General features: G+C 65.8%; 23 protein-coding genes. 16 read left to right on the top strand and 7 right to left on the bottom strand.

All coding sequences use genetic code 11. From position 1 onward, the window contains the following. Positions 1–12: 12 nt before the first annotated feature. Positions 13–1,470, bottom strand: coding sequence for a sugar transferase (locus ACIGKQ_RS13955; RefSeq protein WP_235724956.1), 1,458 nt, complete (start codon positions 1,468–1,470; stop codon positions 13–15). Positions 1,471–1,705: 235 nt separating this feature from the next. Here ACIGKQ_RS13955 and ACIGKQ_RS13950 point away from each other — a divergent pair, with 235 nt between their 5' ends. The 3 genes from ACIGKQ_RS13950 (at position 1,706) to ACIGKQ_RS13940 (ending at position 4,661) form a co-directional block, all read left to right on the top strand. Further along, positions 1,706–2,272 carry a LysR family transcriptional regulator gene (locus ACIGKQ_RS13950; protein WP_396574104.1) on the top strand — a complete coding sequence of 189 codons (567 nt, stop codon included), beginning with the start codon at positions 1,706–1,708 and terminating at the stop codon, positions 2,270–2,272. A gap of 74 nt (positions 2,273–2,346) precedes the next feature. Then, positions 2,347–3,243: a LysR family transcriptional regulator gene (locus ACIGKQ_RS13945; RefSeq protein WP_235724916.1), complete on the top strand. Its 897-nt coding sequence runs from the start codon at positions 2,347–2,349 to the stop codon at positions 3,241–3,243. Positions 3,244–3,482: 239 nt separating this feature from the next. Further along, the gene (locus tag ACIGKQ_RS13940; protein ID WP_235724917.1) at positions 3,483–4,661 is read left to right on the top strand and encodes a GGDEF domain-containing phosphodiesterase; all 1,179 of its coding nucleotides are present in this window, start codon (positions 3,483–3,485) and stop codon (positions 4,659–4,661) included. Between the two features lie 93 nt (positions 4,662–4,754). Here the strand turns inward: ACIGKQ_RS13940 and ACIGKQ_RS13935 are convergent, their stop codons facing one another. The 3 genes from ACIGKQ_RS13935 to ACIGKQ_RS13925 all read right to left on the bottom strand — a co-directional run bounded on the left by ACIGKQ_RS13935 (position 4,755) and on the right by ACIGKQ_RS13925 (position 8,207). After that, positions 4,755–5,726, bottom strand: coding sequence for a 1,4-dihydroxy-2-naphthoyl-CoA synthase (locus ACIGKQ_RS13935; RefSeq protein ID WP_235724918.1), 972 nt, complete (start codon positions 5,724–5,726; stop codon positions 4,755–4,757). Between the two features lie 20 nt (positions 5,727–5,746). Beyond that, positions 5,747–6,844, bottom strand: a complete 1,098-nt coding sequence (locus ACIGKQ_RS13930; protein WP_235724919.1) for a diguanylate cyclase — start codon at positions 6,842–6,844, stop codon at positions 5,747–5,749. A gap of 145 nt (positions 6,845–6,989) precedes the next feature. Continuing rightward, a complete protein-coding gene (locus ACIGKQ_RS13925; RefSeq protein ID WP_235724920.1) occupies positions 6,990–8,207 on the bottom strand; it encodes an EAL domain-containing protein in 1,218 nt (405 codons plus the stop codon). A gap of 287 nt (positions 8,208–8,494) precedes the next feature. Between ACIGKQ_RS13925 and ACIGKQ_RS13920 the strand changes: the two genes are divergently transcribed. Beyond that, on the top strand, positions 8,495–9,664 hold the full coding sequence (locus ACIGKQ_RS13920) for a diguanylate cyclase (RefSeq protein WP_235724921.1): 1,170 nt from the start codon (positions 8,495–8,497) through the stop codon (positions 9,662–9,664). Here ACIGKQ_RS13920 and ACIGKQ_RS13915 read toward each other — a convergent pair. Then, positions 9,643–10,368, bottom strand: coding sequence for a hypothetical protein (locus ACIGKQ_RS13915; protein ID WP_235724922.1), 726 nt, complete (start codon positions 10,366–10,368; stop codon positions 9,643–9,645). The two genes, ACIGKQ_RS13920 and ACIGKQ_RS13915, sit on opposite strands and share 22 nt — an antisense overlap. Before the next feature lie 138 nt (positions 10,369–10,506). Here ACIGKQ_RS13915 and ACIGKQ_RS13910 point away from each other — a divergent pair, with 138 nt between their 5' ends. Beyond that, positions 10,507–12,666, top strand: a complete 2,160-nt coding sequence (locus ACIGKQ_RS13910) for an Rv1355c family protein (protein WP_372475174.1) — start codon at positions 10,507–10,509, stop codon at positions 12,664–12,666. On the opposite strand, the gene ACIGKQ_RS13905 is transcribed toward ACIGKQ_RS13910, so the two are convergent. Next, on the bottom strand, positions 12,667–13,731 hold the full coding sequence (locus tag ACIGKQ_RS13905; RefSeq protein ID WP_235724923.1) for an LLM class F420-dependent oxidoreductase: 1,065 nt from the start codon (positions 13,729–13,731) through the stop codon (positions 12,667–12,669). 386 nt (positions 13,732–14,117) lie between these two features. On the opposite strand from ACIGKQ_RS13905, the gene ACIGKQ_RS13900 reads away from it, so the two are divergent. The 6 genes from ACIGKQ_RS13900 to ACIGKQ_RS13875 all read left to right on the top strand — a co-directional run bounded on the left by ACIGKQ_RS13900 (position 14,118) and on the right by ACIGKQ_RS13875 (position 18,225). Continuing rightward, positions 14,118–15,353: an anion permease gene (locus ACIGKQ_RS13900; protein WP_396574100.1), complete on the top strand. Its 1,236-nt coding sequence runs from the start codon at positions 14,118–14,120 to the stop codon at positions 15,351–15,353. Positions 15,354–15,387: 34 nt separating this feature from the next. Further along, the gene (locus ACIGKQ_RS13895) at positions 15,388–15,669 is read left to right on the top strand and encodes a hypothetical protein (RefSeq protein ID WP_235724925.1); all 282 of its coding nucleotides are present in this window, start codon (positions 15,388–15,390) and stop codon (positions 15,667–15,669) included. A gap of 36 nt (positions 15,670–15,705) precedes the next feature. Continuing rightward, the gene (locus ACIGKQ_RS13890) at positions 15,706–16,014 is read left to right on the top strand and encodes a DUF3349 domain-containing protein (protein ID WP_235724926.1); all 309 of its coding nucleotides are present in this window, start codon (positions 15,706–15,708) and stop codon (positions 16,012–16,014) included. 19 nt (positions 16,015–16,033) lie between these two features. Then, on the top strand, positions 16,034–16,384 hold the full coding sequence (locus tag ACIGKQ_RS13885; protein ID WP_235724927.1) for a DUF3349 domain-containing protein: 351 nt from the start codon (positions 16,034–16,036) through the stop codon (positions 16,382–16,384). After that, entirely contained in the window at positions 16,381–17,538 is a 1,158-nt protein-coding gene (gene menE, locus ACIGKQ_RS13880) for an o-succinylbenzoate--CoA ligase (RefSeq protein WP_396574178.1), read from the top strand. Before ACIGKQ_RS13885 ends, menE begins: the two co-directional genes overlap by 4 nt. Positions 17,539–17,724: 186 nt before the next feature. Further along, a complete protein-coding gene (locus tag ACIGKQ_RS13875; RefSeq protein ID WP_235724928.1) occupies positions 17,725–18,225 on the top strand; it encodes a hemerythrin domain-containing protein in 501 nt (166 codons plus the stop codon). A gap of 79 nt (positions 18,226–18,304) precedes the next feature. Here ACIGKQ_RS13875 and ACIGKQ_RS13870 read toward each other — a convergent pair whose 3' ends face one another. After that, positions 18,305–19,096 (bottom strand): IclR family transcriptional regulator, encoded by a 792-nt coding sequence (locus ACIGKQ_RS13870; RefSeq protein ID WP_396574097.1) that lies wholly within the window; start codon positions 19,094–19,096, stop codon positions 18,305–18,307. 152 nt (positions 19,097–19,248) lie between these two features. Between ACIGKQ_RS13870 and ACIGKQ_RS13865 the strand changes: the two genes are divergently transcribed. The 5 genes from ACIGKQ_RS13865 to ACIGKQ_RS13845 are packed head-to-tail and all read left to right on the top strand — an operon-like array spanning position 19,249 to position 24,821. After that, on the top strand, positions 19,249–20,118 hold the full coding sequence (locus tag ACIGKQ_RS13865) for an oxaloacetate decarboxylase (RefSeq protein WP_396574096.1): 870 nt from the start codon (positions 19,249–19,251) through the stop codon (positions 20,116–20,118). 5 nt (positions 20,119–20,123) lie between these two features. Next, positions 20,124–21,404: an aconitase family protein gene (locus ACIGKQ_RS13860; protein WP_396574094.1), complete on the top strand. Its 1,281-nt coding sequence runs from the start codon at positions 20,124–20,126 to the stop codon at positions 21,402–21,404. Further along, complete coding sequence (locus tag ACIGKQ_RS13855; RefSeq protein ID WP_396574092.1) at positions 21,401–21,940, top strand: 3-isopropylmalate dehydratase; 540 nt, start codon at positions 21,401–21,403, stop codon at positions 21,938–21,940. Before ACIGKQ_RS13860 ends, ACIGKQ_RS13855 begins: the two co-directional genes overlap by 4 nt. A gap of 11 nt (positions 21,941–21,951) precedes the next feature. Next, positions 21,952–23,286: an MFS transporter gene (locus ACIGKQ_RS13850; protein WP_396574090.1), complete on the top strand. Its 1,335-nt coding sequence runs from the start codon at positions 21,952–21,954 to the stop codon at positions 23,284–23,286. Next, positions 23,283–24,821: a class I adenylate-forming enzyme family protein gene (locus ACIGKQ_RS13845; protein ID WP_396574088.1), complete on the top strand. Its 1,539-nt coding sequence runs from the start codon at positions 23,283–23,285 to the stop codon at positions 24,819–24,821. The genes ACIGKQ_RS13850 and ACIGKQ_RS13845 overlap by 4 nt, the downstream gene beginning before the upstream one ends. Positions 24,822–24,877: the final 56 nt, after the last annotated feature.

The raw sequence follows: 24,877 nt of genomic DNA, 5'->3' as shown, positions 1-24,877 counted from the left end.
ACCAGTCCCCTTTCAATAGGCACCGTCTTTGGACAGCACGGCGCGCGAAGTGCGCCATAGAATCACGAGGTCCTGCATGATCGACCAGTTCTCGACATAGGAGAGGTCGAGTCGCACCGACTCCTCCCACGTCAGATCGGATCTACCGGACACCTGCCAGAGGCCGGTCATCCCCGGCTTCACGAGCATCCGGCGCGCCACCCGTCCGTCGTATTGCTCGACCTCTTCGGGCAGCGGAGGCCGCGGCCCGACCAGGCTCATCGCCCCGGTCAGTACGTTGAACAGTTGCGGCAACTCATCGAGGCTGTAGCGCCGGATCAGCGCACCCACTCGCGTGATCCGCGGGTCGTCACGGATCTTGAAGAGCGCGCCGGCCCCCTCATCCCGAGCCGTCAGGTCGGCCTTGAGCGCGTCGGCGTCGACCACCATCGACCGGAACTTCCACATCCGGAATGGCTTGTTGTTCAGTCCCATTCGCGTCGCGTGATAGAAAGCGGGCCCGGAGGTGTCGATCTTGATCGCAATCGCGAGGGCCACCAACAAAGGCGCGGCGAGCAGGAGGATGAGGGCGGCCCCGACCCAGTCGAGCGCCGCCTTGCGAAATCTGTTGGCACCCTCGTAGCGCGGCTTGTCGATGTAGAGCAAGGGCAGTCCGGCGACGGGGCGCACCATGATCCGAGGGCCTGCCACGTCGGTGACGCCGGGCGCCACCATCATCTCGACATCCATCCCCTGCAGATCCCAGGACAACTGCTGCATCGCCTCGTGGCCGATCGCGCCGGCCGACGTGACAGCCACCCGTGATGCCCCGGACGCCGACACGGCCAGCGGCACGTCCTCGTAGTCGCCGTACACGGGTATCCGTTCCCCATCGCCGGCGTGCAGGAAATCGCGAGCGGTGGCGTCGGAAACGGGTAGGCAGGCGCCGATCACGTAGAAACCGAGTTCGGGCGAGCGCCTCAGTCGGTTGACGATGTGGGTGACCGAACCCGGCTCTCCCACCACCAGAACGCGTTCGACGTTGGCGCCGCGACGCCGTTGCCGAACCAGGCGTCTGCGCCATGACCACCGCGAGCACAGCAACCCCAGTGTGCCGAGGGGAAGCGCCAGTGCGAAGTAGCCGCGTGACACGTCGAGCCGTAGCGCCAGAACGAGTATCGCAAGCAGACCGAAGACCGAGAAACAGGCCGACACGACTCGGCTGTATTCCTGTGCCCCCGCACCGATGATCTTGTGGTCCAACGTCTGATAAACGCGCAGCGCGACGAGCCAGGCGACGATCAGCACCAACGACACGACCATCACCTGCGGGCCGCCGACGGCGTAGCGACCGACATCCGGGTTGGAGCCGAACCGAATCCACTGTGCGGAGAGCACGGCGGCGATGACCACCACCAGGTCGGTCCAGGCGAGGACGGCCAGATACCGCGCCAGCCACGAGGACGGCGCGATCTGTGACGCGAGTCGCACCGAACGCCGCGGGACCCAGGTCGACCCGACGCCACTGCGCCGGTCACCCGAATCGAACGAGCGTTGCTGTGCTGTCACTTGCCCCCCCAAAGGCACTCGAAGTTGCGGCAGGGTCGTCCTCGGTCAGTCGCATTCGGCTATTCGGCACCTTCGACACCGCGGTCGCTCACCAATCTAAAGGCGGACTTCACAAGCTACAATCACGCAAACCTGGACAATTGACAGATCATTCTTGATGAACGACGTTCAGGGAGCTCGACACGATCCAGTCCTGTGGCGCTTACCCATGTTCGTCGCGATGGCCGAATCCCCCTGCATGCGAGTCGCGGCCAACGATCTCTTCATCACCCGAACAGTAGTGTCCTCGGCGATCAAGGACCTCGAGTGCCACCTCGGTGTCGAGCTGTTCTCACATTCGTGTCGAGGTCTCACACTCACAGCCGCCGGCGAAGCACTGTACCGCGGCGCCCTAGCGCTTCTTGCCAATGGCGACCAGCTGACCGCACGAGTGGGGCTCCTGGCAGACAACAGTCCCATCCCCTACGGTATCGGTCACACGCCGAATCTCGCACCGTCGGAGGTCTTCACGATCATCGAACCGGTTGACTTGGAAGAACTTCGGTTCCGATCACGGTCCGGCCGGTCTTCGCCATCCAAAGAACACGCCCGGTCGCGGCCGAGCAGCGGAAGCCGACAAACAGTCGGCAACCCATGGCTCGCGGTGCGATACGTGGTCATGGTCCCTCAAGCCGATCGGGAAGCATGCCTTCCGGTCTGCGAGGTACATTCCGATTTCCGGTAGGCGCATCACCAACGCGAATGTGGGAATAACAACCTACAATCACAGCGTTGTGAACAACCGACAAGGACAAGTTGATGAAAAATCGCGATGATCTTGATCTGCGACGCCTGCGATTGTTCGTGACGGTGGCCGAGGCCCCCAGCCTGCGCGTTGCGGCCGAGAAGTTGTTCATGACCCAGCAGGCGGTGTCGTCGGCAATCAAGGAGCTCGAACGACTACTCGGCGTCGCCCTGTTCTCCCGCACCCGGCGCAGCCTCGCGCTGACACCGGCCGGGGAGACCCTGTACCGGGGCGCAGCAGCCCTGCTGGCGGGCGGAAGTCAGCTGACCGCGATGGTTCAAGCCGCCGGCGCGGAACGCTTGCCGCCCTTTGTCATCGGCCACACGCCGGAATTGGCGCCATCTGAGGTCTTCACGATCATCGAGCCCGTGGTGGTGGCTGATCCGTCCGTCCCGATCACGGTGCGCCCGATATTCGCCGATCAGGTCCGAGGTGCACTTCTCGACGGAACCATCGACCTCGCATTACGACGCGGCATCCAGACACCACAGGACCTGGCGGGCACAGTCGCCGGCGGACACGTATTGAGGCTGGCCGTCGCAAGCAACCATCCGCTGGCCCACCATGCCCGGGTTGGCCTGGCCGACCTGGCTGCGCACGAAATCGTTGTGTCGGTGGCCGATCCGGCAGAAGACAGCGAATACGTTCGCATGCTGATCTCCATCTGCCAGGGTGCCGGCTTCGAGCCCAGAATCCTGGTGTCCAGGTTGCGGGGTACCCCACCGCACACCGCCGTCATCGCCCATCCGGAGGCGTGTGTCTTCGTGACCAATGAATCAGGGTGGCTGTACGACAACAGAATTCGGATTCTGGAGCTCACCGAATCACCCACCGTTCCGGTGCAGGCCATGTGGCTGCCACATACGACCTCCGATATCCGGACCAGCATCCTCACAGCACTGCAACCATGACATGTCGCCCAGCCCGCACTGCAGCGACTGCACACACAACTGAAGTCTGCCAATAGTTCTGCGGATTCGTGATTGTGGTCCGCGTCCTCGACCCCTACATTGGGTTGTGAGCCTATCGTCGCTGGTCTTGCCACCTTCGTCGCGCCGCGCCGCGCCCCGTCCAACGACCCTCCGTCTCGGTGCATCGGAGGCCGCAGATGACGCACCACCCCATCCACACCTGTTCCTCGGGGACGCCGGTGACAGAACCTGGAATACTGGCCGCGACAACTGCGATCGCAGTGGCTGCCGACCCGTACCACCGTGCCGCGGTCATCCTCGGTCGCGCCCAGGCGGCATTGATCGCGCAACGCTTCGTCGACCATGTACTGCGGCCGTTGGATACGACAGCGGAGTTCGAGCGGAGTTCGGACTACGAATGGTTGATCCTGTTGCATACCGAGGCCGGCCCTGCCCTCGTTGTCGACGCGGTACGCAGCGACCTCCGTTCTCGTCACGTGTCGCTTGGCGACGAGGCGTACTTTCTCGACATCTACATGGGCATCGCTTTCGGTGCCGACCTACCCGACGCAGCCACGTCAGATGACCTGATCCGCCACGCCGACGCCGCGTTGTCGGCGGCTCTCACCCAACACCGCAACGTGGTCTTCGCCGACCCACGGACACCTCGCCGCATTCGCGCGGACGTCGACATCGCCACCCGCCTGAGCGGCTCAGTTCAGAACGACTTCGTGCTTCACTACCAGCCGATCGTCACCCTTCCTGGCCGACGGATCGTCGGCTACGAGTCATTGCTGCGGTGGAACACCGAATCGGGTCTGTTGCCGCCTGACGCGTTCCTCGCCGTGGCAGAAGACACTTCGTTGATCCTGCCCATCGGGCGGCATGTGATCGGCGAAGCGATCCGCACGTTGTCGGCGAAGATCGTGCCCGCGATCGGTACCGACGCATTCGTTTCCATCAATCTGTCCACCCAACAGCTCCGCGATCGCGGGATCGCCGCTGACATCGGGACGTGGATTCACGACCACGGTGTGCGGCCCGAGCAGATCTGGATCGAGGTTCGAGAGAACGAGGTGATCGACATCGGGACCCCGGCCGCTCTGGCAATTCAGCAGTTGCATGAGCTGGGTTGCATCATTTGCGTGGACGATCTCGGCGCGGGGTTCTCAGCGCTGCGTTATGTGCGCGACCTGCCGATCGATGTCCTGAAGGTCGACAAGACTCTCGTCGACAACTTACTCAGCGATGGCGCGAGCAGTGCCCTGGTGCGTGCGATCTGTGACGTTGCCCGTGCAACTGGAGCGATGATGGTCGCTGAAGGCGTGGAAGACGAAGAGTTGGTTCCTGCACTGCAGCAGCTGAGTTTCGAATTCGCGCAGGGATTTCTGTTCGGACATCCGTCGCCCCACGTGTGAGTGCCGCGAGCGATACCCGGCCGTCGGCCGATCACCCGACATGGATCGACCGCGCGAACCATCGATATCGGCGCGGCAAGGCCGAACGAGTCATCAGTAGTAGTACGGATAGGCTTCCCAGTCAGGCGAGCGCTTCTGCAAAAACGCATCCCGCCCCTCGACAGCCTCATCGGTCATGTACGCCAACCGTGTGGCCTCGCCGGCGAACACCTGCTGCCCCATGAGTCCATCGTCTGTGAGGTTGAACGCGAACTTCAGCATCCGCTGCGCGGTAGGCGATTTGCCGTTGATCTTGCGTCCCCACTCGATCGCCAGATTCTCGAGGTCCGCATGCGTGACGACCCGGTTGACTGCGCCCATCTGGTACATCGTCTCCGCGTCGTAGTCGTCGCCGAGGAAGAATATCTCTCTGGCAAACTTTTGCCCGACCTGTTTGGCGAGGTAGGCGCTGCCATAACCGGCGTCGAAGGACCCGACGTCGGCATCCGTCTGCTTGAACCGGGCATGCTCGCGCGACGCGAGGGTCAGGTCACACACTGCATGCAGCGAGTGTCCGCCTCCCGCGGCCCAGCCGTTGACCACCGCGATCACCACCTTCGGCATCGTCCGGATAAGGCGTTGCACCTCAAGGATGTGCAGCCGGCCACCCTCAGCCTTGACGCGCGCCTCGTCGACACTCTCGGCTCCCGCGGCCACCACATCCGAGTCGTGCGAGGTCGCATACTGATAGCCAGAACGACCTCGGATGCGCTGATCGCCACCGCTGCAAAATGCCCAGCCGCCGTCCTTGGGACTCGGACCGTTGCCGGTGAGCAACACCGTTCCGACGTCCGGTGTGCGGCGTGCATGATCCAAGGTCCGATAGAGCTCGTCTACGGTGTGCGGCCGGAACGCGTTGCGCACCTCTGGGCGGTTGAAGGCGATCCGCACGATTCCGTTCCGGTGGCCGACGCCGACGTGACGGTGATATGTGATGTCGCTAAGCCGGTCGAAGCCTGCCACCGGCTCCCACTGGGCCTGGTCGAACGGTTGATGAACGTCGGCGCTCGCGGCTGGGTTGGGCATGCAGGCCAGGTTAGTCGCTGCTAGTTTGGCGCGGCTGGGGCGCCATCCGGATCTGACGTCAACCCACTCGACATCACATTCACAATCGGTCCCGACAGCAATCCGGTGCTCGCCACCGACACACTGTTGCGTCCCTGTCCCTTGACGATGTAGAGCTGCCGGTCGGCGATCGCGAAGAGTTCGTCCACCATGTCGCGGGTGACCGCCAACGGACGACCGACCGTGGTCGACACCGCCGCACACACCGCCCCGATACTCACCGTGACCTCGGTACTCGCCGCGACATGTACCCGCAGTTCGTCGCACAACCGATGGAGCTCGGACGCGTCGGCGACGCTGCGCAAGATCACGAACTCTTCCCCACCGGTCCGCGCGACCAGCGCGCCCGGCGGGACAGCCTCAGACAGCGCCTGCGACACCGCGACCAGCGTAGCGTCGCCCACCGAATGCCCGTACCTGTCGTTGACCATCTTGAAATGGTCGATGTCGGCCACGATGAAGCCAATCGGCAACCGTGATTCGACCGCGTCCCTCAGTGCCTGCTCCCACCGCGTGGCCAGTCCGCGCCGGTTGAGCACGCCGGTCAGTGGGTCGGTTTCACTGATCGTAGCCTGCGCCTCGAGCGCTCGCGACAGCGACCTCCGCAAGGTGGTGACCAGGTAGGTGGGCACCAGGATCGCCAAGATCACCGCCCCACCGGCAACGAACATCGCCGTCGACGAATGCGCTCGGGTGGCCACCACGGCGCACGCCAACCCCGCCGCGATCAGCACAAAGGTGACCACGGTGCGTGGCGGCGACTCGATTGCCGCGAGCGCGGGGATGGCAGCGAGCAGGACCAGCACCGCATGTGCCGGCCCATCGTCGGTGATCACCGCTGCCGATGCCGCGATTCCGACCATGCCGCCGAAACTCAGGATCGCGAATTGTGCGTCATTCAACGGTCGCACCGCCACGGTCACCACGATCGAGATGACGGTGTAGACGGCGATGGCCACCACGCACCACCGATGACCGGGGCGGATGAAGTCCGGCGAGATGTAGGCGACGGCCAACAGCGGGATCGCACCGACCTCGCTGGCGAGGACAGCCAGAGTCCGCTGATCGAAACGACTCACGGCGCCCCCCTTTCGTCCTGCAAGACAGATGTCTTGTGGCGGTCGCGCGAGACCTCGATCATGTCAGCGCCCGGGTGTTGTGGCCACAGTAACCCGTGCGCAGCAATCGACGTCGGCGCACCCCGGCGGCGAGGAGGCTAACGGGTCACAGGTCGAACACCGACGACGCGGGTTCCGGTTTGCCGAACAGATAACCCTGCGCGAGGTCGAAACCCAGGCCAACAACCATCGACAGCATCGTTTCGGTCTCGACTCCCTCGGCGAGGGTGGTCATCCCGGTCGCGCGCGCCATGTCGCAGATGGCCTGGACGACGGCGCGATCTGACGTATCGTCGACCGCCCCGGAGATGAGACTGCGATCCACCTTGACCACGTCGACGGGCAGATCCCGCACATACCGCAGCGCCGAGTAGCCGGCGCCGAGATCGTCGACGCAGATCGCGCAGCCCAGTTCGTCGAGCCCTTCGATGGCCCGGGCGGCAGCACTGCCGAGCCGGATCACCTCGTCCTCACGGACCTCGATCCACACCCGCTGTGGCGCCACGCTGTTGGCCGCAATCAGCTCGCCGATGTGGTTGACGATGTCGTCGGCCCAGAGTTGCTGCGCGGACAGGTTGATCGAGACGAATGCGTCGTCCCCGAATGACGAGGTGATCTCGACGGCCAAGGTGCGGATCGCGGTCTCGATCGTGTGCTGCCCGATCGGCAGGATCAATGAGGTCGCCTGCGCCGCCGGCAGGAAGGTCTGCGGGGTCAGCACCGCGGAGTCGACGTACCACCGCAGCAGGGACTCGAACCCGACCGGCCTGCGGTCGTCGGCCCGAACGATCGCCTGGTAGTGCAGACGGAAGTCCTCCGGTTTCGCCTCCGCCAGCCGGTTGCCGATCGCCACGTGCTCACGCACCAGCGGCAAGGTCTCGGCGTCGGCGAAGACCACATGGTGCTGCCGGATGAGGGCCAAACACAACGCGGCATCCGCGCACTGGACCAGGTTGACGCGATCGGTGACCTCCGGCAGCTGGTCTCGTGCGGCCACGCCCATGCACACATCGAGGAACGTGGTCTGCCCGTCCACCTCCACCGGGTGGGCACCCGACCGAACCCGCGACGCCGTGACGAACGCGTCGGGGTTGCCGTCCATCGGCGACAGGCTGATGAGCCACTCCAGATCTGAGCGCCGCTCGAATCTACTGGTCGGACTGAGTGGCTTGAGCACGCGTTCGACGAATCGTTCGGCCATCGTTGCCGAGCTCCGATGGCCGTACGCGGTGGCGGCACGGTGGAAGGGATCTGCGCAGAAGGCGATGACCGCCGCTTCCGAGGCACCGGCTTGACCTCTGCGGCGGGGCTCCCCCATGTGCATCACTCGAGTCTAAGTGCTCAACGTTCGTTTCACGCGGACCTCTTGACATAGCCGAGTCGCCGTGGGCTCAGTAGTTGAACGCAAACACGTTTCTGCGGTGAATTGCACTCGATGCTCAATACATCAGGGTTTTGTTGTTGTCTCGGTCGCCAGATGCGGCATCCTACGTTAGTCTCAAAACGCTGACCTGTTCGTTTCGAAGCCATTCGTGGTCGATCATTGAATTCGTTTCGTTCACAAAGCATCACAGACTAAAAGTGCGGTCGGGGTCGCCGGGGAGCAGAAGTGTGACCTTTTTCAAGCAACTACTCGACCGTTATGACGCCCGTTCGCTGGCCACCCTCATCAGTACCGGTGGCGTGTTGCCGCTGCCGATCGTCGCGGTGCTCGCACCCGACGCCCTTCGGCCCGGCGGTATGGTGTTGCTCTTCGTCATCTGGGCGTTCATCGCGGCGGTCTTCGTGGTGACCGCGATGCGCAGCCACCTCACCGACGCCGAGTTCGCCGTCCTCGGCGGGATGGGCATCATCGGCATCTGCGGCACCGCCCTGATCCTGTCCTACAAGACGTCGGCGACAGCGGTCCTCGCGCTGGTCGCGGTGATCCCCACCATCGCGGCGATCTCCCCGTCGATTCCACTGGTCTTCGGATTGTCGTCGTTGGCCTGCGTGGGGGCGGTCATGGTGCTGGCGCTGATCGCCACGACGACCGCCTCGTTCATCATCGGCACCGGCGCCGTCATTGGCACCATCGCCGTGCCGGTGTTCCTGGTGATCGCCCTGCGTCGCTCACTCGAGGCCACGCTGGAACGGCAGACGCAGCTCAGCGCGATAGACCCGCTGACCGGTCTGCTCAATCGCCGCGGATTCCTCAACCGGGTGTCGCACCTGCTGTCGGCCGCGCACGTCTCGACCGGATGGATCGGCATCCTGCTGATGGACCTCGATCACTTCAAACGGGTCAACGATCGACTCGGCCACATCGCCGGCGACGGCGTCCTGCTCACCACCGCCGCCGAGATCCGGCAGGTCGCACCCTCCGGATCGGTGGTCTGCCGCTTCGGCGGCGAGGAGTTCCTGGTGTTCTGCGTGGTTCGCGACGAGGCCGAACTCCGCGTGGCCGCCGACCGATTCCGGATCGCGGTCTCCGACGCCACTCCGGTGACGGCAAGTGTCGGTGGCGTCTGCGCACCACTGATCGCTTCGGTCCGGACCCACGCGGCATCCACCGACGACGTCGTGGCCACGATGCTCGACCGCGCCGACCATTGCGTCTATCAGGCCAAGACCCAGGGCCGTGACCGCTCCGTCATCGAGCCGATGGACCCGGTGCTGTGGCGCCGCCCACCGGCTGAGCGGGAGGCGGACAAGCGGGCGGACGCCGCTTTGCAGTACACCGTCCTGGAACTCTTCACACGCGAGCTGGGCCCGAACAATCAAGCCGCCGAACGCAATTGAGACAGATCCGACGTCCATAGGGCATCGGCCTCGGCGCGCATACGCGTCCACGTCTCGGGCGTGGTGAATTCCGTCAGTCGCGCCCGGTCCCACCACATCAGCTGCGTCCGGTAGCGATCGTCGGGGAACGGGGTCGGCGGGATGGACTCGTCGACGCGGCCACCACCGGATTCCCATCGCTTCAGCACGTGATCGGCAGCGGTGGCCATCATGTGCCCGACTCCGGCGAGTTCCATGATCGGCAGACCGAGCCGCGACAGCTGGCCGGCGACGTCGCGGGCGATCGGCGAGCGTTCGTCGACCCACGCGGTCTTCACCTCCACCACCCCCTCGTCGAGCCGGGCCTCGATCGCGTCCACCAGCGGCCGCCGGCCGGGCTGCCCTGCCCACTCCTCCAAGGCATGCGACTGAGCCGCATGCTCGAAGCGATGCTGCACGCGTAGCCCACCGATCACCTTGCGTTCGTTGCTGAGAACGGCGAAGAATCGCGCCGTACTCGCACCGTCGGCCACCAGGTCGTAGTCCAGCGCCGCGGCACACCCGTGCCGGGTATAAGCCTGCGCCGCTCCGCGCAGATACCGTTCCCACAGTCGACGTTCGGCGCGCGGGGTGGCGGTCACCAGGGCGTAGTCGGGGCAGCGGAAGAAACCGGTTCGAGCGGAAGCCGGTGCGGAGAATTCGTTGTCGTTGAGAATCGCAGTCATGGTCAGGTCAACCTTTCGTCAGTTCACATTGAGTCGAATGACTGCGCGAAACTGATTCGCAGGCTTGCCATACTGCACAGTATGCGCGGTCATAGGACATGAATTTACCGGATTGGTAGCGTGGCAAACTATTGTTGCGTGAGCGAAGATACGACCATGCAGAACCCCGACGGCGCCGTCGCGACCATCTACACCGATGACACGGTGCCCGCAGACCTCCTCTCCGACCCGACCATTTCCGTGCTGGACATCACCGAATCGTCGGCGGCCGCCTTCGCCGGCCTGCTACAACGATCGTTGAGGAATCTATCCGATGAACCACCACGGTATGCCCACTTTCCGTGGCGTGAAACCGTGGTCCGGATCCCCGGCCCGCACACCTATCGGCGACTCCGACTCGACCGCAACCGTCACAAGATGACGCTGGGCGACCTCGACCGCGCCGCGAGCCTGCGGATCGGCATCGTCGGTTTGAGTGTCGGCCATTCCATCGCAATGACCCTCGCTTTGGAAGGTCTTGGCGGCGAATTGCGCCTGGCCGATTTCGACGCGCTGGAATTGACGAATCTGAATCGCGTCCCGAGTTCGGTGATCGACGTCGACACCAATAAGGCGGTGATCGCAGCTCGCCGAATTGCCGAGATTGATCCGTATGTTCGGACAATTTGTTTCACCGACGGAATATCGACGGAAAATATTGATGAATTCATCGGTGGCCTCGACCTCGTCATCGAGGAATGCGACTCGTTCGACGTGAAGGTCCTGGTGCGGGATCGCTGCCGCGAACTCGGCATTCCGGTGCTGATGGAGACCAGCGACGGCGGGACGCTCGACGTGGAACGCTTCGATCTCGACCCGCAGCGTCCCCTGTTCCACGGTCTCGCCGGCGATCTGCGGGCGGCCGACCTGGTGGGTCTGGATCGAGCGGCGACGACCCCGCTCGCGGTCAAGGTTCTGGAGCCGGCCAAGGTGACCGCGGCGATGGCCGCCTCGGCGCTGGAACTCGGCCAGACCGTCACGGCGTGGCCGCAGCTGGGCGGCGACGTCCTGCTCGGCGGCGCCACCGTGGCTGCCGCAGTTCGACGCTTCGTGCAGGGCAGGCCACTGCCGTCTGGCCGGGTGCGGTTCGACCGCGACGCGTGGCTCGACGGGCTCACCGATCCGATCGCGGCCACGCAACCGCCGTCGACTGATCCGACGCCGACTGATCCGACGCCGACAATCGCTGCCGACCCGCCGGACGTCGACTCGATGTCCGGGCCTGAACTCCTTCGCTACGCGGCATCGCGGGCGCCGTCGGCGGGCAACCAGCAGCCGTGGCAGATCGACGCCGACGATCAATCGGTGACCATCGCGCTCGACCCGACCCGCACCTCGATCCTCGATGTCGACCACCGCGCGTCGGCACTGGCCGTGGGGGCTGCGGCCTACAACGCCCGGGTGGCCGCCGCGAGCCGCGGACTGTCGACGCGGACACAGGTCGTCGGCGCAGGTGACCGGCTGGGTGTGCGGGTCGCACTGGACGGCGACGATTCGCCGTCCGCCGACGACGCACCCGCCGTCACCGATCTGTCCGCGGTGCTCGACCGACACACGCGTCGCGGACCCGGGGACGGTTCGCCGATGTCGGGCGACGACGCCGAGCGAGTGGCGGCCGCGGCCGACACCGACCGCACGCGGGCCATCGTGCTCACCGATCGGGCGGACATCGAACGCTACGCAGCGATCGCGGCGCGCTCGGATCGCATCCGTTTCCTGACGCCCGAGCTGCATCGCGAGATGTTCGCCGAACTGACCGACCGTCCCGGCGACCCGACTGGCATCGACGTCGAATCACTGGCGCTGCCGCCGGCGATGCAGGGCATGTTCGACGTGATCGCGCGCCCCGACGTGATGGCTCTGCTCGACGAATGGGATGCCGGCGAGGCGTTGGGTGCCGACGCCGCTGCCCGGGTGATGTCGTCGTCGGCGCTGGTCATCGTGGTGCAGGACAGTGACGACCTCGCTGCCTATGTGAACGCCGGTCAGATTACCCAGCAGGTGTGGGTGACCGCCGAGTCGTTGGGCTTCGCGGTGCATCCGGTGACCCCGACATTCTTGTATGCCACCGATGACGCGACCGCGCGGGGATTGTCGGCGCGGCACGGCGACGAACTCGTGGAGCTGCGCCGTTCGATGTTGACGGCCTGGCCGCTGCGCGAGGGCGAGGTGCCGACGCTGGTCCTGCGCCTGTCCCGCACCGACGAGACGCCGGTGCCCAGCCGGCGCGAACCGGCCGGGCGACCGGCGACCTGCTGATCAGCCGAAGATCCCCCGCAACACTTCCATGTCGGCGACGCGCTCCTTGTGGGTGCTCGCCACGGGTGACGCCAGCAGACAGGTGACCCCCGCGGCGCGGAAGGCGTCGGCGCGTTCGGCGACCTCAGCGCGCGACCCGATCAGCGACATCGAGTTGACCAGATCGTCCGGGACCGCCTCGGCGGCTTCCTGCTTCTTGCCGTCGAGGTAGAGGTCCTGGATGAGTTTGGCCTCCTCGACGTAGCCGTAGCGCTGGGCGAGGGTGTTGTAGAAGTTCTTGCCGCGGGCGCCCATGCCGCCGATGTAGAGCGCGGCGTGGTGGCGCACCAGCGTCTTGGCGTTGGTGATCTCCTGCGGGTCGTCGGAGATGCGGGCGGTGGCCTGCACGACGATGCCGAGTTCGCCGAGCGACGGGTCGCGCTTGGCTTTGCCGGCGCGCAACGACTCACCGAAGGCGGCGTCGATCTGCTCGGGGTGGAACAGGATCGGCTGGAACTCCTCGAACAGCTCGGCGGCGAGCTCGGTGTTCTTGGGCCCGATCGCGGCCAGCAGCATCGGGATGCGCTCGCGGATCGGGTGGTTGATGATCTTCAGCGGCTTGCCCAGGCCCGATCCGCCGTGCTCTTCATCGAGCGGCAGTGTGTAGCGCTTGCCCTGGTACTCGGTCTTGTCGCGGCGCCACACCATCCGGCAGATCTCGGCGTGCTCGCGGGCGCGGCCGACCGGGTAGTCGTACTTGACGCCGTGGAAGCCCTCGATGACCTGTGGGCCCGACGCCCCGATGCCGAGCACGAACCGGCCGCCGCTGATGTAGTCCATGCCGGCGGCGGTCATCGCCAGGTTGGTGGGGGTGCGCGAGTACATCGGCAGGATGCCGGTCTGCAGTTCCATCTTCTCGGTCTTGGCGGCGATGTAGCCGAGCTGGCTGACCGCGTCGAAGCTGTACGCCTCGGGGACGGTGATGCGCTCGACGCCGACCGCTTCGTAGTCGACGAGATTGTTGATGGTCTCGCGGAAGTCGCCCGCGTAGTTGATGGGCATTCCCAGCTTCATCGCAGCAGTCATGGTCGGATTCTTCCACAGCAGTCATCTGCATCACAGAGCCGGGCGAACGATCGTTAGAGTCTCCCGCGCCAGTTGTGGCCCTCGATGATCGAACCACCACCACGCGAGCCCTCCCCTCGGTGATCGAGTAGCCGCGAGCGAGCGCAGCGAGCCCGCGGCGTATCGAGATCACGTTCCCCAAACACCGAACCCAACCACCCGCCCCCTGAGGAACGACCGAGGAACGAGGAGTGTCACGAAGGGCCACAACCGATAGACGAACGCACTCACTTTGGTGAACAGAACATGAACACCTGACGCCACTACGGAAACTCCCACGTCGATTCCGACATTTCAGACACCCGGGCATTAGGCTGACGCGTCGCGCGAACCACAGAATTATCACCATGACCGGCGAAATGCTGATTTTGGTGCTGTTGGTGATCACCGCGCTCGGGTTCGACTTCACCAACGGATTCCACGACACCGGAAACGCCATGGCGACCTCCATCGCCACGGGCGCGCTCAAGCCGAAAGTGGCCGTGGGCCTCTCGGCGATCCTCAACCTCGTCGGCGCCTTCCTCTCGGTGGAGGTGGCCGCCACCATCACCAAGGATGTGCTCAACATCCAGCAGACCTCCGGCGACGGGTCGGGCGAGCTCATCGGCGGCATCACGCCGACGACGGGCCTGCTGATCATCTTCGCCGGCCTCATCGGCGGCATCCTGTGGAATCTGTTCACCTGGCTGTTCGGGCTGCCGTCGAGTTCTTCGCATGCCCTGTTCGGCGGCCTCATCGGTTCGGGTATCGCCGCGATCGGCATGTCCGGCATCAACTGGCACGGGGTGTTCGCCAAGATCATCGTCCCCGGTCTGCTCGCCCCGGTGATCGCCTGCCTGGTCGCCACCTGCGGCACGTGGATGGTCTTCGCCATCACCAAGCGGATCGCCGAGAGCCGCAAGGAAGAAGGTTTCCGCTACGGCCAGATCGCCAGCGCCTCACTGGTGTCGCTCGCACACGGCACCGGCGACGCGCAGAAGACGATGGGTGTCATCGCGATGGCCCTGATCGTCACCGGTCACCTCGAATCCTCTAGCGTGGAGCACGGTCTGCCGTTCTGGATCGTGTTCAGCTGTGCCGGCATGATCGCGCTGGGCACCTACCTCGGCGGCTGGCGCATCATCCGCACCCTGGGCAAGGGCCTGGTGGAGATCAGCTCGCCGCAGGGCATGGCCGCCGAGGCGTCGTCGGCGGCGATCATCCTCACCTCCAGCGCCGCCGGCATGGCCCTGTCCACCACACAGGTCGCCACCGGATCGATCCTCGGTTCGGGTGTCGGCAAGAAAGGCGCGCAGGTCCGCTGGGCGGTCGCCGGACGGATGGCCGTCGCCTGGGTCACCACCCTGCCGGCCGCCGGCGCCGTCGGCGCGATCTGCTACCTGATCGCCAACCTGCTCGGCAACGTCACCGGCGCCATCGTCATCTTCGCGCTCCTGATCGCCGCATCGGCCTACATGTACTGGCGCGCACAGCAGAACAAGGTCGACTCGAGCAACGTCAACGCCGACTGGGACGAATCGACCAACTCGATCATCCCGGCGGACACGGCCGCGGCCGACGCCGCAAAGACCCCGATCGCCTGACGGCCTCGACGCCACCTCTGAAAGGACTTCCCCGATGGACATCGTCGAATCGATCGGCAAGGTGCTGGTCGTCGGCCTGCTGTTCGGCGCCGGACTGCCCGCGCTGTTCGCCTTCGGTCTGCGCTTCCACGCCGAAGGCGCCACCGAGACCAACGCCGACGGCACTGTGACGCCGGGCAATCCGGCGCTACGCGCGGCCGGTTACGTGATCTTCGCGGTGGTCCTGCTCATCATCGCCACCGCGCTGCTGTGGATCACCCGCCAGACCATCTACTACTACTTCGACATCAAGATCTTCCCGTTCGGCTACAAGTGACGACCTGATCGACGCGACCCGGAGGTTCCACCACTCATGTCCGACGGCACATCGCTGTTCGAATCCGCCATCAATTGGGTTCGTCAGGGCTATCCCGAGGGCATCCCGCCCACGGAGTTCCCGCCGTTGCTGGCGCTGCTGGTGCGGGTTCTCGACGAGCGGCAGGTGACCGACGTGGTGCTGGAGCTCGGCCGCGACCGCGACGGCGACCCGCTCACCGAGGACCGCATCGCCGCGGCGATCACCTCGGTCATCGACGAGAAGCCTTCGGAGGCAGAGATCAATCAAGTGGCGTCGCGTCTGGCCGCCGCCGGCTGGCCGCTCGCCGCGACCAGCGACCGCTGACCGCCCTAGAATTGTCCTCGTGGACCGCCCACAATTCCTGCAGCGCGTCATCGAATGGCTGCGCGCCGGCTACCCCGATGGTGTGCCGCAGGGTGACTACATCCCGCTGGTGGCGCTGTTGCGCCGGCAACTGTCCGACGACGAGGTGGCCCAGGTCGCCGATGCACTGATCACCGACGCCCCGGCCAACGGTGATCCGATCTCGAAGGTCGACGCCGCGGTGAAAATCATCGAGATCACCCAGGAGATGCCGCACGAAGACGACATCGCCCGCGTCCGCGATCATCTCGAGGCCTCCGGCTGGCCCTTCGACGACTCCCCGCTCACCCCACCCGCCGCTCCTGACGATGAGCCCGGTGAACAACCCTGAAAACGCTCCGCTACCTCCACCTTCCGGCCCGACCCGAGGTTCTCGACCGTCGCGGCGAGCTCGACGCGATCCTCGACGGCTCGGCCGCCTACGTCCCGGTCCCCGACGACCCGCTCGACACCGCCACACTGCGTGACGCACTCGGCGTCGACGACCCGATCGCCGACGACATCTCGCTGGTGATCTCGACGTCGGGCACCACCGGCACGCCGAAGGGCGCCCAGCACACCGCGGCCACCCTCACCGCCTCGGCGCAGGCCACCGCCACCCACCTCGGCGGCCCCGGCAACTGGCTCCTCGCGCTGGCGCCGCACCACATTGCCGGATTGCAGGTTCTGTTGCGCGCCTTGGCCGCCGAATTCACACCCACCGTCCTCGACGTCACCGACGGCTTCGACCCGAACGCCTTCGCCGACGCTCTCGACGCCCTCGACGGCCCACGCCGCTACACCTCACTCGTGCCCACCCAGCTGATCAAGGTCCTCGACAACCCGCGCGCCACCACGGCCCTCGCCGCTGCCGACGCCCTCCTCGTGGGCGGCGCCGCCACCCCGGTCCCGTTGCTGCACAGAGCAATCGACGCCGGCATCCCCATCGTGCGCACCTACGGCATGAGCGAAACCGCCGGCGGATGCGTCTATGACGGCGTTGCGCTGAACGGCGTCACCATCCGCATCGACGAGCCGAACCCCGAGGGCGTCGGCCGGGTGTTCCTGGGCGGTCCGATGATCGCGCTCGGCTACCGCAACCGCCCCGACCATCCCGCCTTCGCCGAACCGGGCTGGTTCCGCACCGACGACCTCGGCCGCGTCGACGACCAGGGTGTGCTCGCCATCGTCGGCCGGGCCGACGAAGCGATCAGCACCGGTGGACTGACCGTGGTGCCACAGGTGGTGGAGACCGTGATCCTCGACGACCCGGCCGTGCGCGAATGCGCCGTCGTCGGCCTGCCCGATGAGCGGCTCGGCGAGAAGGTGGTCGCCTTCGTCGTCGCCGCCGGCACCATCGACTCGGCGAGGATCCGGGGCGCGGTCGCCGAACGACTCGACCGCTACGCCGCACCGCGCGAGGTGATCGAGCTCGACGAACTCCCCACCCGTGGTCCGGGGAAGATCGACCGGCGGGCGTTGCGCGCGCGGTTCTCAGACCAGTGAGGTGAACGTGCCGGAAACCAGAACGTTCAACTCACTCGGTCACGACGCCGGCCGGTGAGCGGCTCGTTAGTACCCGACGGTTTGGCCCCACCCCACCGTGGGCATTCGGTTCGCAACGGTTTCGCACGCAAAGGTGCCCGCGATTCCGCTGCCAGCCCCGCTCACCACCGCCAGAGGAGCCACCCGATGTCGACCGATGCCATCGTGCTGCTGAAAGACGACCACAAGCAGATCAAGAAACTGTTCAACGACTTCCGCAAGGCGGGTCCGAACGCGACGAAGACCAAGGGCGACATCGTCTCGAAGATCATCGAGGCGCTGACCGTGCACACATACATCGAGAACGAAGGGATGTATCCGGCCGTCCGCAAGGCCGTCCCCGACGTCGAAGGCGACATCCTCGAGTCCTATGAGGAGCACCACGTCGCGGACCTGCTGGTGATGGAACTCATGACGATGAAGCCCGACGATGAGCGCTTCGATGCCAAGACCACCGTCCTCATCGAGAACGTCGAGCATCACATCGAAGAGGAAGAGTCGGAGTGGTTTCCCGAGGTCCGCAAGGCGTTGGGCCGAAAGGAACTCCAGCAGATCGGCGAGGAGATGCTCGAACTGAAGAAGAAGGCGCCGCACTCGCCGGCACAACCATCGGCGCTGAAGAAGACGATCGACGCCGTCATCAAATAGGCGCGCGGAGCAGTACCAGTGAGGTGAACGTGCCGGAAACCGGTACGTTCACCTCACTCGCACCAACGCCTCCCCGCACTCACTCCGGAATCGCCTGCATCACCGTCGAGATCCGCGCCGCCGCGTCACGCACGCGGTCGATCTTCGCCGACAGATCGTCACCCTCGAACGCTTCCACCCGACCACCGATGCTGATGGACGCGATCAGCGCACCCGACCGGTCGATGATCGGGGCGGCCACCGCCGCCACCCCATCCAGATAGTCGGAGTTGCTCAGCGAATACCCTTCGCGGCGCACTACATCCAGGTGCTCGCGCAGCTGCGCCGCATCCACCAGGGTCCGGTCGGTGAATGCCGGCAGGTCGTCGCGAATCCATCTGTCCCGCAACTTCTCCGAGTACGCGAGCATCACCGTCGGCCCTGCCGCCGCGTGGTACGGAATCACCGTGCCCACATTGATTCCGGCAACCACCAGCGTGTTGTGGCCCTCCACCCGGTCGATACACACCGCGCCCTGCTCGGCGGGCACCATCAGATACGCGGTGTCGCCGAAGCCCTCGGCAAGATCTGACATGTAACCCTTTGCCGCCGAACGAATGTCGAGTTCCTCCAGCGCCGACGACCCGATCTCGAACACGCGCAGCCCGATGCGGTAGGCCCCCTCGTCGGTGCGGTCCACCCAGCCCGCGTGGATCAACGTTGCCATCAGACGATGCACGGTCGTCTTGTTCATACCGCTGACGGTGGTCAACTCGTTCAACGTCCACGTTGGCCGGTCGACACCGAAGTGCTCGAGCAGCGAGCACGCCTTGAGTACGGCCCCCACGACCTCCCGGTTCGACGAACTGCCGGACTCGCCAGGTGTTGGCACTGATGGTCTCCCACTTCCGTGTCGACGTGCAATCGGTATCGACATCTTACGAATCCCTTCCGAGCCGCCCCACTTGACTTGTGACACAGCCCACCTTACCGTTCGTATCGAGATGCGAAATGCATTCCGCATTACGGAACGGAGTAGATCACATGAGTGCACCCTCACTCAAGGAATTGACCGCTCGCGGGCTCGTGTATGCGCCCGGTGTCTGGGACGGACTGACCGCGCGCCTCGCTGAGCAGGCCGGATTCAGCGCGCTGTGCGCATCGGGCTTCGCGATCTCGGCGGGACTCGGGTTGCCCGACGCCGAGCTCTACACGATGAGCGAGAACCTCGACGCGGTCCGCACCATCCACGCGGCCTCCGATCTGCCGCTGGTCGCCGACATCGACACCGGCTACGGCAACGCCGTCAACGCCGCCCGCACCGCCACGAAGTTCGTCGAGGCCGGAGTGCAGGGCATGTTCATGGAAGACCAGGTGTCGCCCAAGTCGTGCCCGATCTGCGTCGGCGACCCGGTCGACCTGATCACCGTCGAGGAGGCCACCGGCAAGATCCGCGCCGTGCGCGATTCCATCCCCGACGACGTGCTGCTCATCGCCCGCACCGACGCCCGCGGCGACGAGGCAATCGCCCGCGCGCAGGCCTACGTCGACGCCGGCGCCGACATGATCATGCCGGTCACCAAGACCTTCACCTCCGTGCAGGAGTGGGAGCGCTGCCACACCGAGGTGGGCGTGCCGCTGATGGCGACGCTCACCGCATCGACCTGGACCGAACGCGACTTCACCCCCGAGGTACTCGACCAGATCGGCGTCCGCCTCGCCCTGCTGCCCACCCAGATCCTGATGGCCGCCACCGGCGCGATGCAGACCGCGCTGCGGCGTCTGGCGTCCGGCGAACCGCCCGCGCAGGTCAGCCAGGACGCCCTGCCGCACCACGAGTTCGTCGAGATGATCGGCTTCGGCGACGTGGAAGCCATGCAGCGCAAGTACCTGCCTGCCGAGCGGACCCGGTGACCGCCATGGGACAGACCATCACCGAGAAGATCCTCTCCCGCGCCACCGATCAGGGCAGCGTCCGCGCCGGCCAGAACCATGCCGTACGACCGGCCCGCATGATCGCCTACGACTTCCCCGGCTACACAGACGTCATGTTCCGGCAGATGCGCGACGACTTCGGCATCACCGAGCTCGACGACCCGAGCCGCTATGTCGTGTTCATCGACCACATGCTCACCAAGAAAAACGAGCGCGAGGACGAGGTCCACCAGGTCACCCGCGACTGGTGCGAGTTCTACGGCATCGAACTGCACGAAGGTCAGGGCATCGGCCATCAACTGACCGCCGAACTCGGCCTGGCCATCCCCGGCGACTTCCTGGTGCACTTCGACGGCCACATCAGCGGGGTCGGCGCATTCAACGCACTCGGCTGGGGTATCCGCCGCGACCTCATCGAAGCGTGGGTGACCGGCCAGGTCTACGTCGACATCCCCGCGACGACCCGCTTCGACCTCATCGGCGAGTTCCCCGAGGGTGTGGACAGCCGCGACCTGGTGCACACCATCATCGAGATGGTCGGCGCCGACGGTTGCGCCCATCAGGTGATGGAGTTCGGCGGGCCCGGCGCGGCGACGATGAAGATCGACCACCGCCAAGGACTGTGCGGGATGGCCATGTTCAGTGGCGCGGTGTCGGCGATCTTCGAGCCCGACGAGATGTCGATGGCCTATGCCCGCGACGTCGCCCGCCGCGACTTCGACCCGGTCTACCCCGACGCCGACGCGCAGTACGCGGCCCGCTACGAGATCGATCTGAGCACGCTGACCCCACGTGTCGTGCGTCCCGGTTCGGCCCGCGGCCCCAACACCGCGACCGTCGACGAACTCGCCGGCACGCCGATCACCCGCGCGTTCATCGGGTCGTGCGCCAGTGGCCGGATCGAGGATCTCCGCGCGGCCGCACTGGTGCTCGACGGTCAGACCGTGGCACCCACCGTCGAACTCAACGTTGTGCCGACCTCCCGGAAGGTGATGCAGCAGGCCGAGGACGAGGGCATCCTCGACGTCTTGCGATCGGCCGGCGCCACGATCGCCATCTCCAGCTGCGATTTCTGCTTCGGCTATCAGCAGCCGCTGCAGCCGGAGGAGAACTGCATTTCCACCGGTGTCCTCAACATCTCCGGCCGGATGGGCAGCCCGGACGCCAACATCTACATGGGTTCGCCGTACACCGTGGCGGCCAGTGCCATCACCGGCACCATCGTCGAAGCCGCACACGCCCAGGAAACGGAGGCCGTCCGATGAGCGCCTACCCGCCCCCACCGGAGGTCATCGAGGGCCGTGTCGCCTGGATCTTCGGCGACGACTTCGACATCGACCTCGTCGTCGGCGTCTCCAACATCAAGTCCTATGACCCCGACCATCTGCGGTCGGTGTGCATGCAGGCCTACGATCCCGGCTTCGTCGACCGCGTCGGTCCCGGCGACATCATCGTCGGCGGCCGCAACTTCGGTTACGGCCATCCGCACTATCCGCCGATGGTCGCGCTGCGCAACGCCGGCATCTCCGCCATCGTCGCCGAGTCGTTCTCGCCCGGCTTCTGGCGGGGCGAGACGTTCAACGGCATGCCGCTGATCACCATCCCCGAGGTGAGCTCGGCGGTGAGCGTGAACGACCCCATCTCGCTCGACTGGCGCGCGGCACGTCTACGCACCGCCGACGGCACCGACCTCGTCGGACAGGCACCCAACCCCCGCACGGTGGCGATCATCGAGGCCGGCGGATCGTACGAGCTGCTGCTCGCCGAACACTCACCCGCACGACTCTCCTCCGCACAATAAGGACTGACACAATGACCAACGTGGAACGCCCCATCCGGGCGGAGAACCCCGCCGCCAGCGCCACGCCGTCCCGCTCACCGGAGATGGCGCGGCGAGCAGCGATCGCCGGCGGTGTCGGCACCCTGATCGAGTACTACGACTTCGCGGTCTACGGCTTCCTCGCCGTCACCATCGCGCCGTTGTTCTTCCCGTCGGACTCCCCCGGCGTGTCGATCCTGGCCACGCTCGCGGTGTTCGGTGTCGCCTACGTCGCCCGACCACTCGGCGGCATTTTCTTCGGCCGTCTCGGTGACCGCAAGGGCCGACGGTCCGCGCTCGTGGCCACCGTCGTATGTATGGGTATCGCCTGCGGCATCCTCGGTCTGCTACCCACCCACTCCGCGGTCGGTGTGCTCGCCCCGGTCCTGCTGGTGTTGATCCGCCTGGCCCAAGGCTTCTCGGCCGGTGGTGAGGTCGGCGGTGCGGCCACCTACATCGCCGAATCGGCGCCGCCGAACCGTCGCGGCTTCTTCGGGTCGTTCACCCCGATCGGCTCCACGCTCGGCTTCGCCGTCGCCGCCGCCGTAGTGGGTGTGATCGCGCTGATCACCACCGACGAACAGATGGAGTCGTGGGGCTGGCGCATCCCGTTCCTGCTGGCCTTGCCGTTGGCCTTCATCTGTCTGCGGGTCCGGTTGAAGCTCGAGGACACCCCCGAATTCGAGGAGATGGCAGACAAGCACGAGGTCGCCAAGAGCCCGCTGCTCGACGTGGTCCGCAACAACCCGACCTCGGTGCTCAAGGTCATCGGCGTCGCCATCGCGATGAACGGTTCCGGCTACATCGGACTCACCTATTTCAGTGTCTACCTGATCAACGACCTCGGGTTCTCCAAGGACTCCGTCTACTGGACGTCGGCGATCGCCATCGCCCTGGCCTGTGCGACGTTCCCGCTCAGTGGCATGATGACCGACCGGTTCGGCCGAAAACCGGTGCTGCTCTTCGGCTATCTGGCCTTCATCGTGATCGCCTTCCCGGCCTTCCTGATCCTCGGCGCCACCGGCAGCATCATCGTGGTGGGCCTGGTGTACTTCGTGTACATGACGCTCAACGGTGTGGTGCAGGTGCCGGCGTTCCCGCTGTTCACCGAACTCTTCCCGCGCGCCTCCCGCTACACCGGCGTAGCGCTCGGCTTCAACATCGGCACCATCGCCGCCGGCGGCACCGCGCCGTATGTCGCGGCGCAGCTGGTGGAATCGACCGGCAACAGCATGTCACCCGCGTACTGGGTGGTCGGTGTGTGCGTGATCGGCGCACTCACGTTGCTGACGATTCGTGAGACGAGCCGGGACGCACTGCCCGCATGACCGCCGACACGCTCGATCAGGTGTGGGCGCGTCGGGTGCACGACGAACCCGACGCGCCCGCCCTGACCTACCACGACCGCACCCTCACCGTCCGCGACGTCGATGACCTCGCCGATGCGTTGGCCGACGCACTCGCCGAGCGCGGTGTGGAGCAGGGCAGCCGCATCGGTGTGCACCTGCAGAACGTGCCGCAGTACGCGGTGATCTTCGTGGCGCTGTGGAAGCTCGGCGCCATCGGGGTGCTGATCAATCCGATGTACTTCGGCCGGGAACTGCGCGTCATCGTCGACGATGCGGAGCCGGTCGGGATCATCGCCGCGGCCGACGATGTGGCCCGCATCCGGGACGCGCTGGCCGGGACGTCGGCGCCGTGGGTGATCGGCACGTCGGAGTCGTTCGGCGGTGCCGACGACGAGCTGATGACGTTGGTGCAGCGACACATCGGCGGCCGGGCCCCGCAGGTGGCGGTCGCAGCCGACGACGTGGCGCTGCTGGTGTACACCTCGGGCACCACCGGCCCGCCCAAGGGCGCGATGAACTCGCACGCCAACATCCTGGCGGTGACGTCGAGTTTCGCGGCGCTCTCCGGGATAGGCAGGGGCAGTGTGGCGTTCGCGTTGGCACCGCTGTTTCACATCACCGGCGCGGTGCTGCTGGGTGCGTTGCCACTGGTGCAGCGGGCCGAGCTGGTGGTGGCCGGTCGGTTCACGCCCGCGGTGGCTCTCGCCGCGATGCGCGACCACCAGGTGACGTACACCATCGGATCGATCACCGCCTTCACCGCGATGATGAACTCGCCGCACGCGTCGGCCGAGCACTTCGCCTCGGCGACAACCCTGTTCAGCGGCGGCGCGCCCGTCCCACCGAGTACGGTCACCCGATTCCAGGAGCGGTTCGGCTGCTACATCCACAACGCCTACGGCATGACCGAGACGTCGTCGGGGGTGATCGCGGTGCCGCCGGGTGCGGTGGCACCGACCGAACCGGCGCGCGGCACGCTGTCGGTCGGCAAGGCGCTCGACGGGGTGCATGCGAGCGTCGTCGACACCGACGGCCGCACGCTGGAGTCGGGTGTCGAGGGCGAGCTGGTGCTGTCCGGCCCGCAGATCGTCGCCGGGTATTGGCGTAACCCGGAGGCGTCGGCGGTGGCGCTCCCCGAGGGCCGGCTGCACACCGGTGACGTCGCCGTCATCGACGACGACGGCTGGATCTACATCGTCGACCGCATCAAGGACCAGATCAACGTGTCCGGATACAAGGTGTGGCCGCGCGAGGTGGAAGAGGCGCTCTACGAGCATCCCGCGGTGCTCGAGGCGGCGGTCATCGGCGTGCCCGACGACTACCAGGGCGAATCCGTCGTTGCGTACGCGTCTCTCCGCGACGGCACTGTGACCGGACCCGAACTGGTGGACTTCTGTCGCAATCGCCTCGCCGCCTACAAGCGCCCGCGTCGGGTCGAGATCGTCGCGGATCTGCCGAAAACCCAGACCGGCAAGATCCAGCGTCGGGTGCTGCGGGAATCGACGTCTGTGTAGTGAGGTGAACGTGCCGGAAACCGGTACGTTCACCTCACAGCGCGCCAGTGGTTGAG

It is taken from the genome of Gordonia sp. NPDC062954 (assembly GCF_044543825.1).
Classification (GTDB): Bacteria; Actinomycetota; Actinomycetes; order Mycobacteriales; family Mycobacteriaceae; genus Gordonia; species Gordonia tangerina.
Note: the sequence above shows the minus strand (reverse complement) of the source record. Positions and strands in the feature narration are given on the sequence as shown.

Bases quoted from the DNA above. Each gene is read 5' to 3' on its own strand.
- ACIGKQ_RS13950 (WP_396574104.1), top strand. From the start codon at position 1,706: ATGAACGACGTTCAGGGAGCTCGACACGATCCAGTCCTGTGGCGCTTA.
- ACIGKQ_RS13945 (WP_235724916.1), top strand. From the start codon at position 2,347: ATGAAAAATCGCGATGATCTTGATCTGCGACGCCTGCGATTGTTCGTG.
- ACIGKQ_RS13935 (WP_235724918.1), bottom strand. From the start codon at position 5,726: ATGCCCAACCCAGCCGCGAGCGCCGACGTTCATCAACCGTTCGACCAG.
- ACIGKQ_RS13925 (WP_235724920.1), bottom strand. From the start codon at position 8,207: ATGCACATGGGGGAGCCCCGCCGCAGAGGTCAAGCCGGTGCCTCGGAA.
- ACIGKQ_RS13915 (WP_235724922.1), bottom strand. From the start codon at position 10,368: ATGACTGCGATTCTCAACGACAACGAATTCTCCGCACCGGCTTCCGCT.
- ACIGKQ_RS13905 (WP_235724923.1), bottom strand. From the start codon at position 13,731: ATGACTGCTGCGATGAAGCTGGGAATGCCCATCAACTACGCGGGCGAC.
- ACIGKQ_RS13900 (WP_396574100.1), top strand. From the start codon at position 14,118: ATGACCGGCGAAATGCTGATTTTGGTGCTGTTGGTGATCACCGCGCTC.
- ACIGKQ_RS13895 (WP_235724925.1), top strand. From the start codon at position 15,388: ATGGACATCGTCGAATCGATCGGCAAGGTGCTGGTCGTCGGCCTGCTG.
- ACIGKQ_RS13890 (WP_235724926.1), top strand. From the start codon at position 15,706: ATGTCCGACGGCACATCGCTGTTCGAATCCGCCATCAATTGGGTTCGT.
- ACIGKQ_RS13875 (WP_235724928.1), top strand. From the start codon at position 17,725: ATGTCGACCGATGCCATCGTGCTGCTGAAAGACGACCACAAGCAGATC.
- ACIGKQ_RS13865 (WP_396574096.1), top strand. From the start codon at position 19,249: ATGAGTGCACCCTCACTCAAGGAATTGACCGCTCGCGGGCTCGTGTAT.
- ACIGKQ_RS13860 (WP_396574094.1), top strand. From the start codon at position 20,124: ATGGGACAGACCATCACCGAGAAGATCCTCTCCCGCGCCACCGATCAG.
- ACIGKQ_RS13855 (WP_396574092.1), top strand. From the start codon at position 21,401: ATGAGCGCCTACCCGCCCCCACCGGAGGTCATCGAGGGCCGTGTCGCC.
- ACIGKQ_RS13850 (WP_396574090.1), top strand. From the start codon at position 21,952: ATGACCAACGTGGAACGCCCCATCCGGGCGGAGAACCCCGCCGCCAGC.
- ACIGKQ_RS13845 (WP_396574088.1), top strand. From the start codon at position 23,283: ATGACCGCCGACACGCTCGATCAGGTGTGGGCGCGTCGGGTGCACGAC.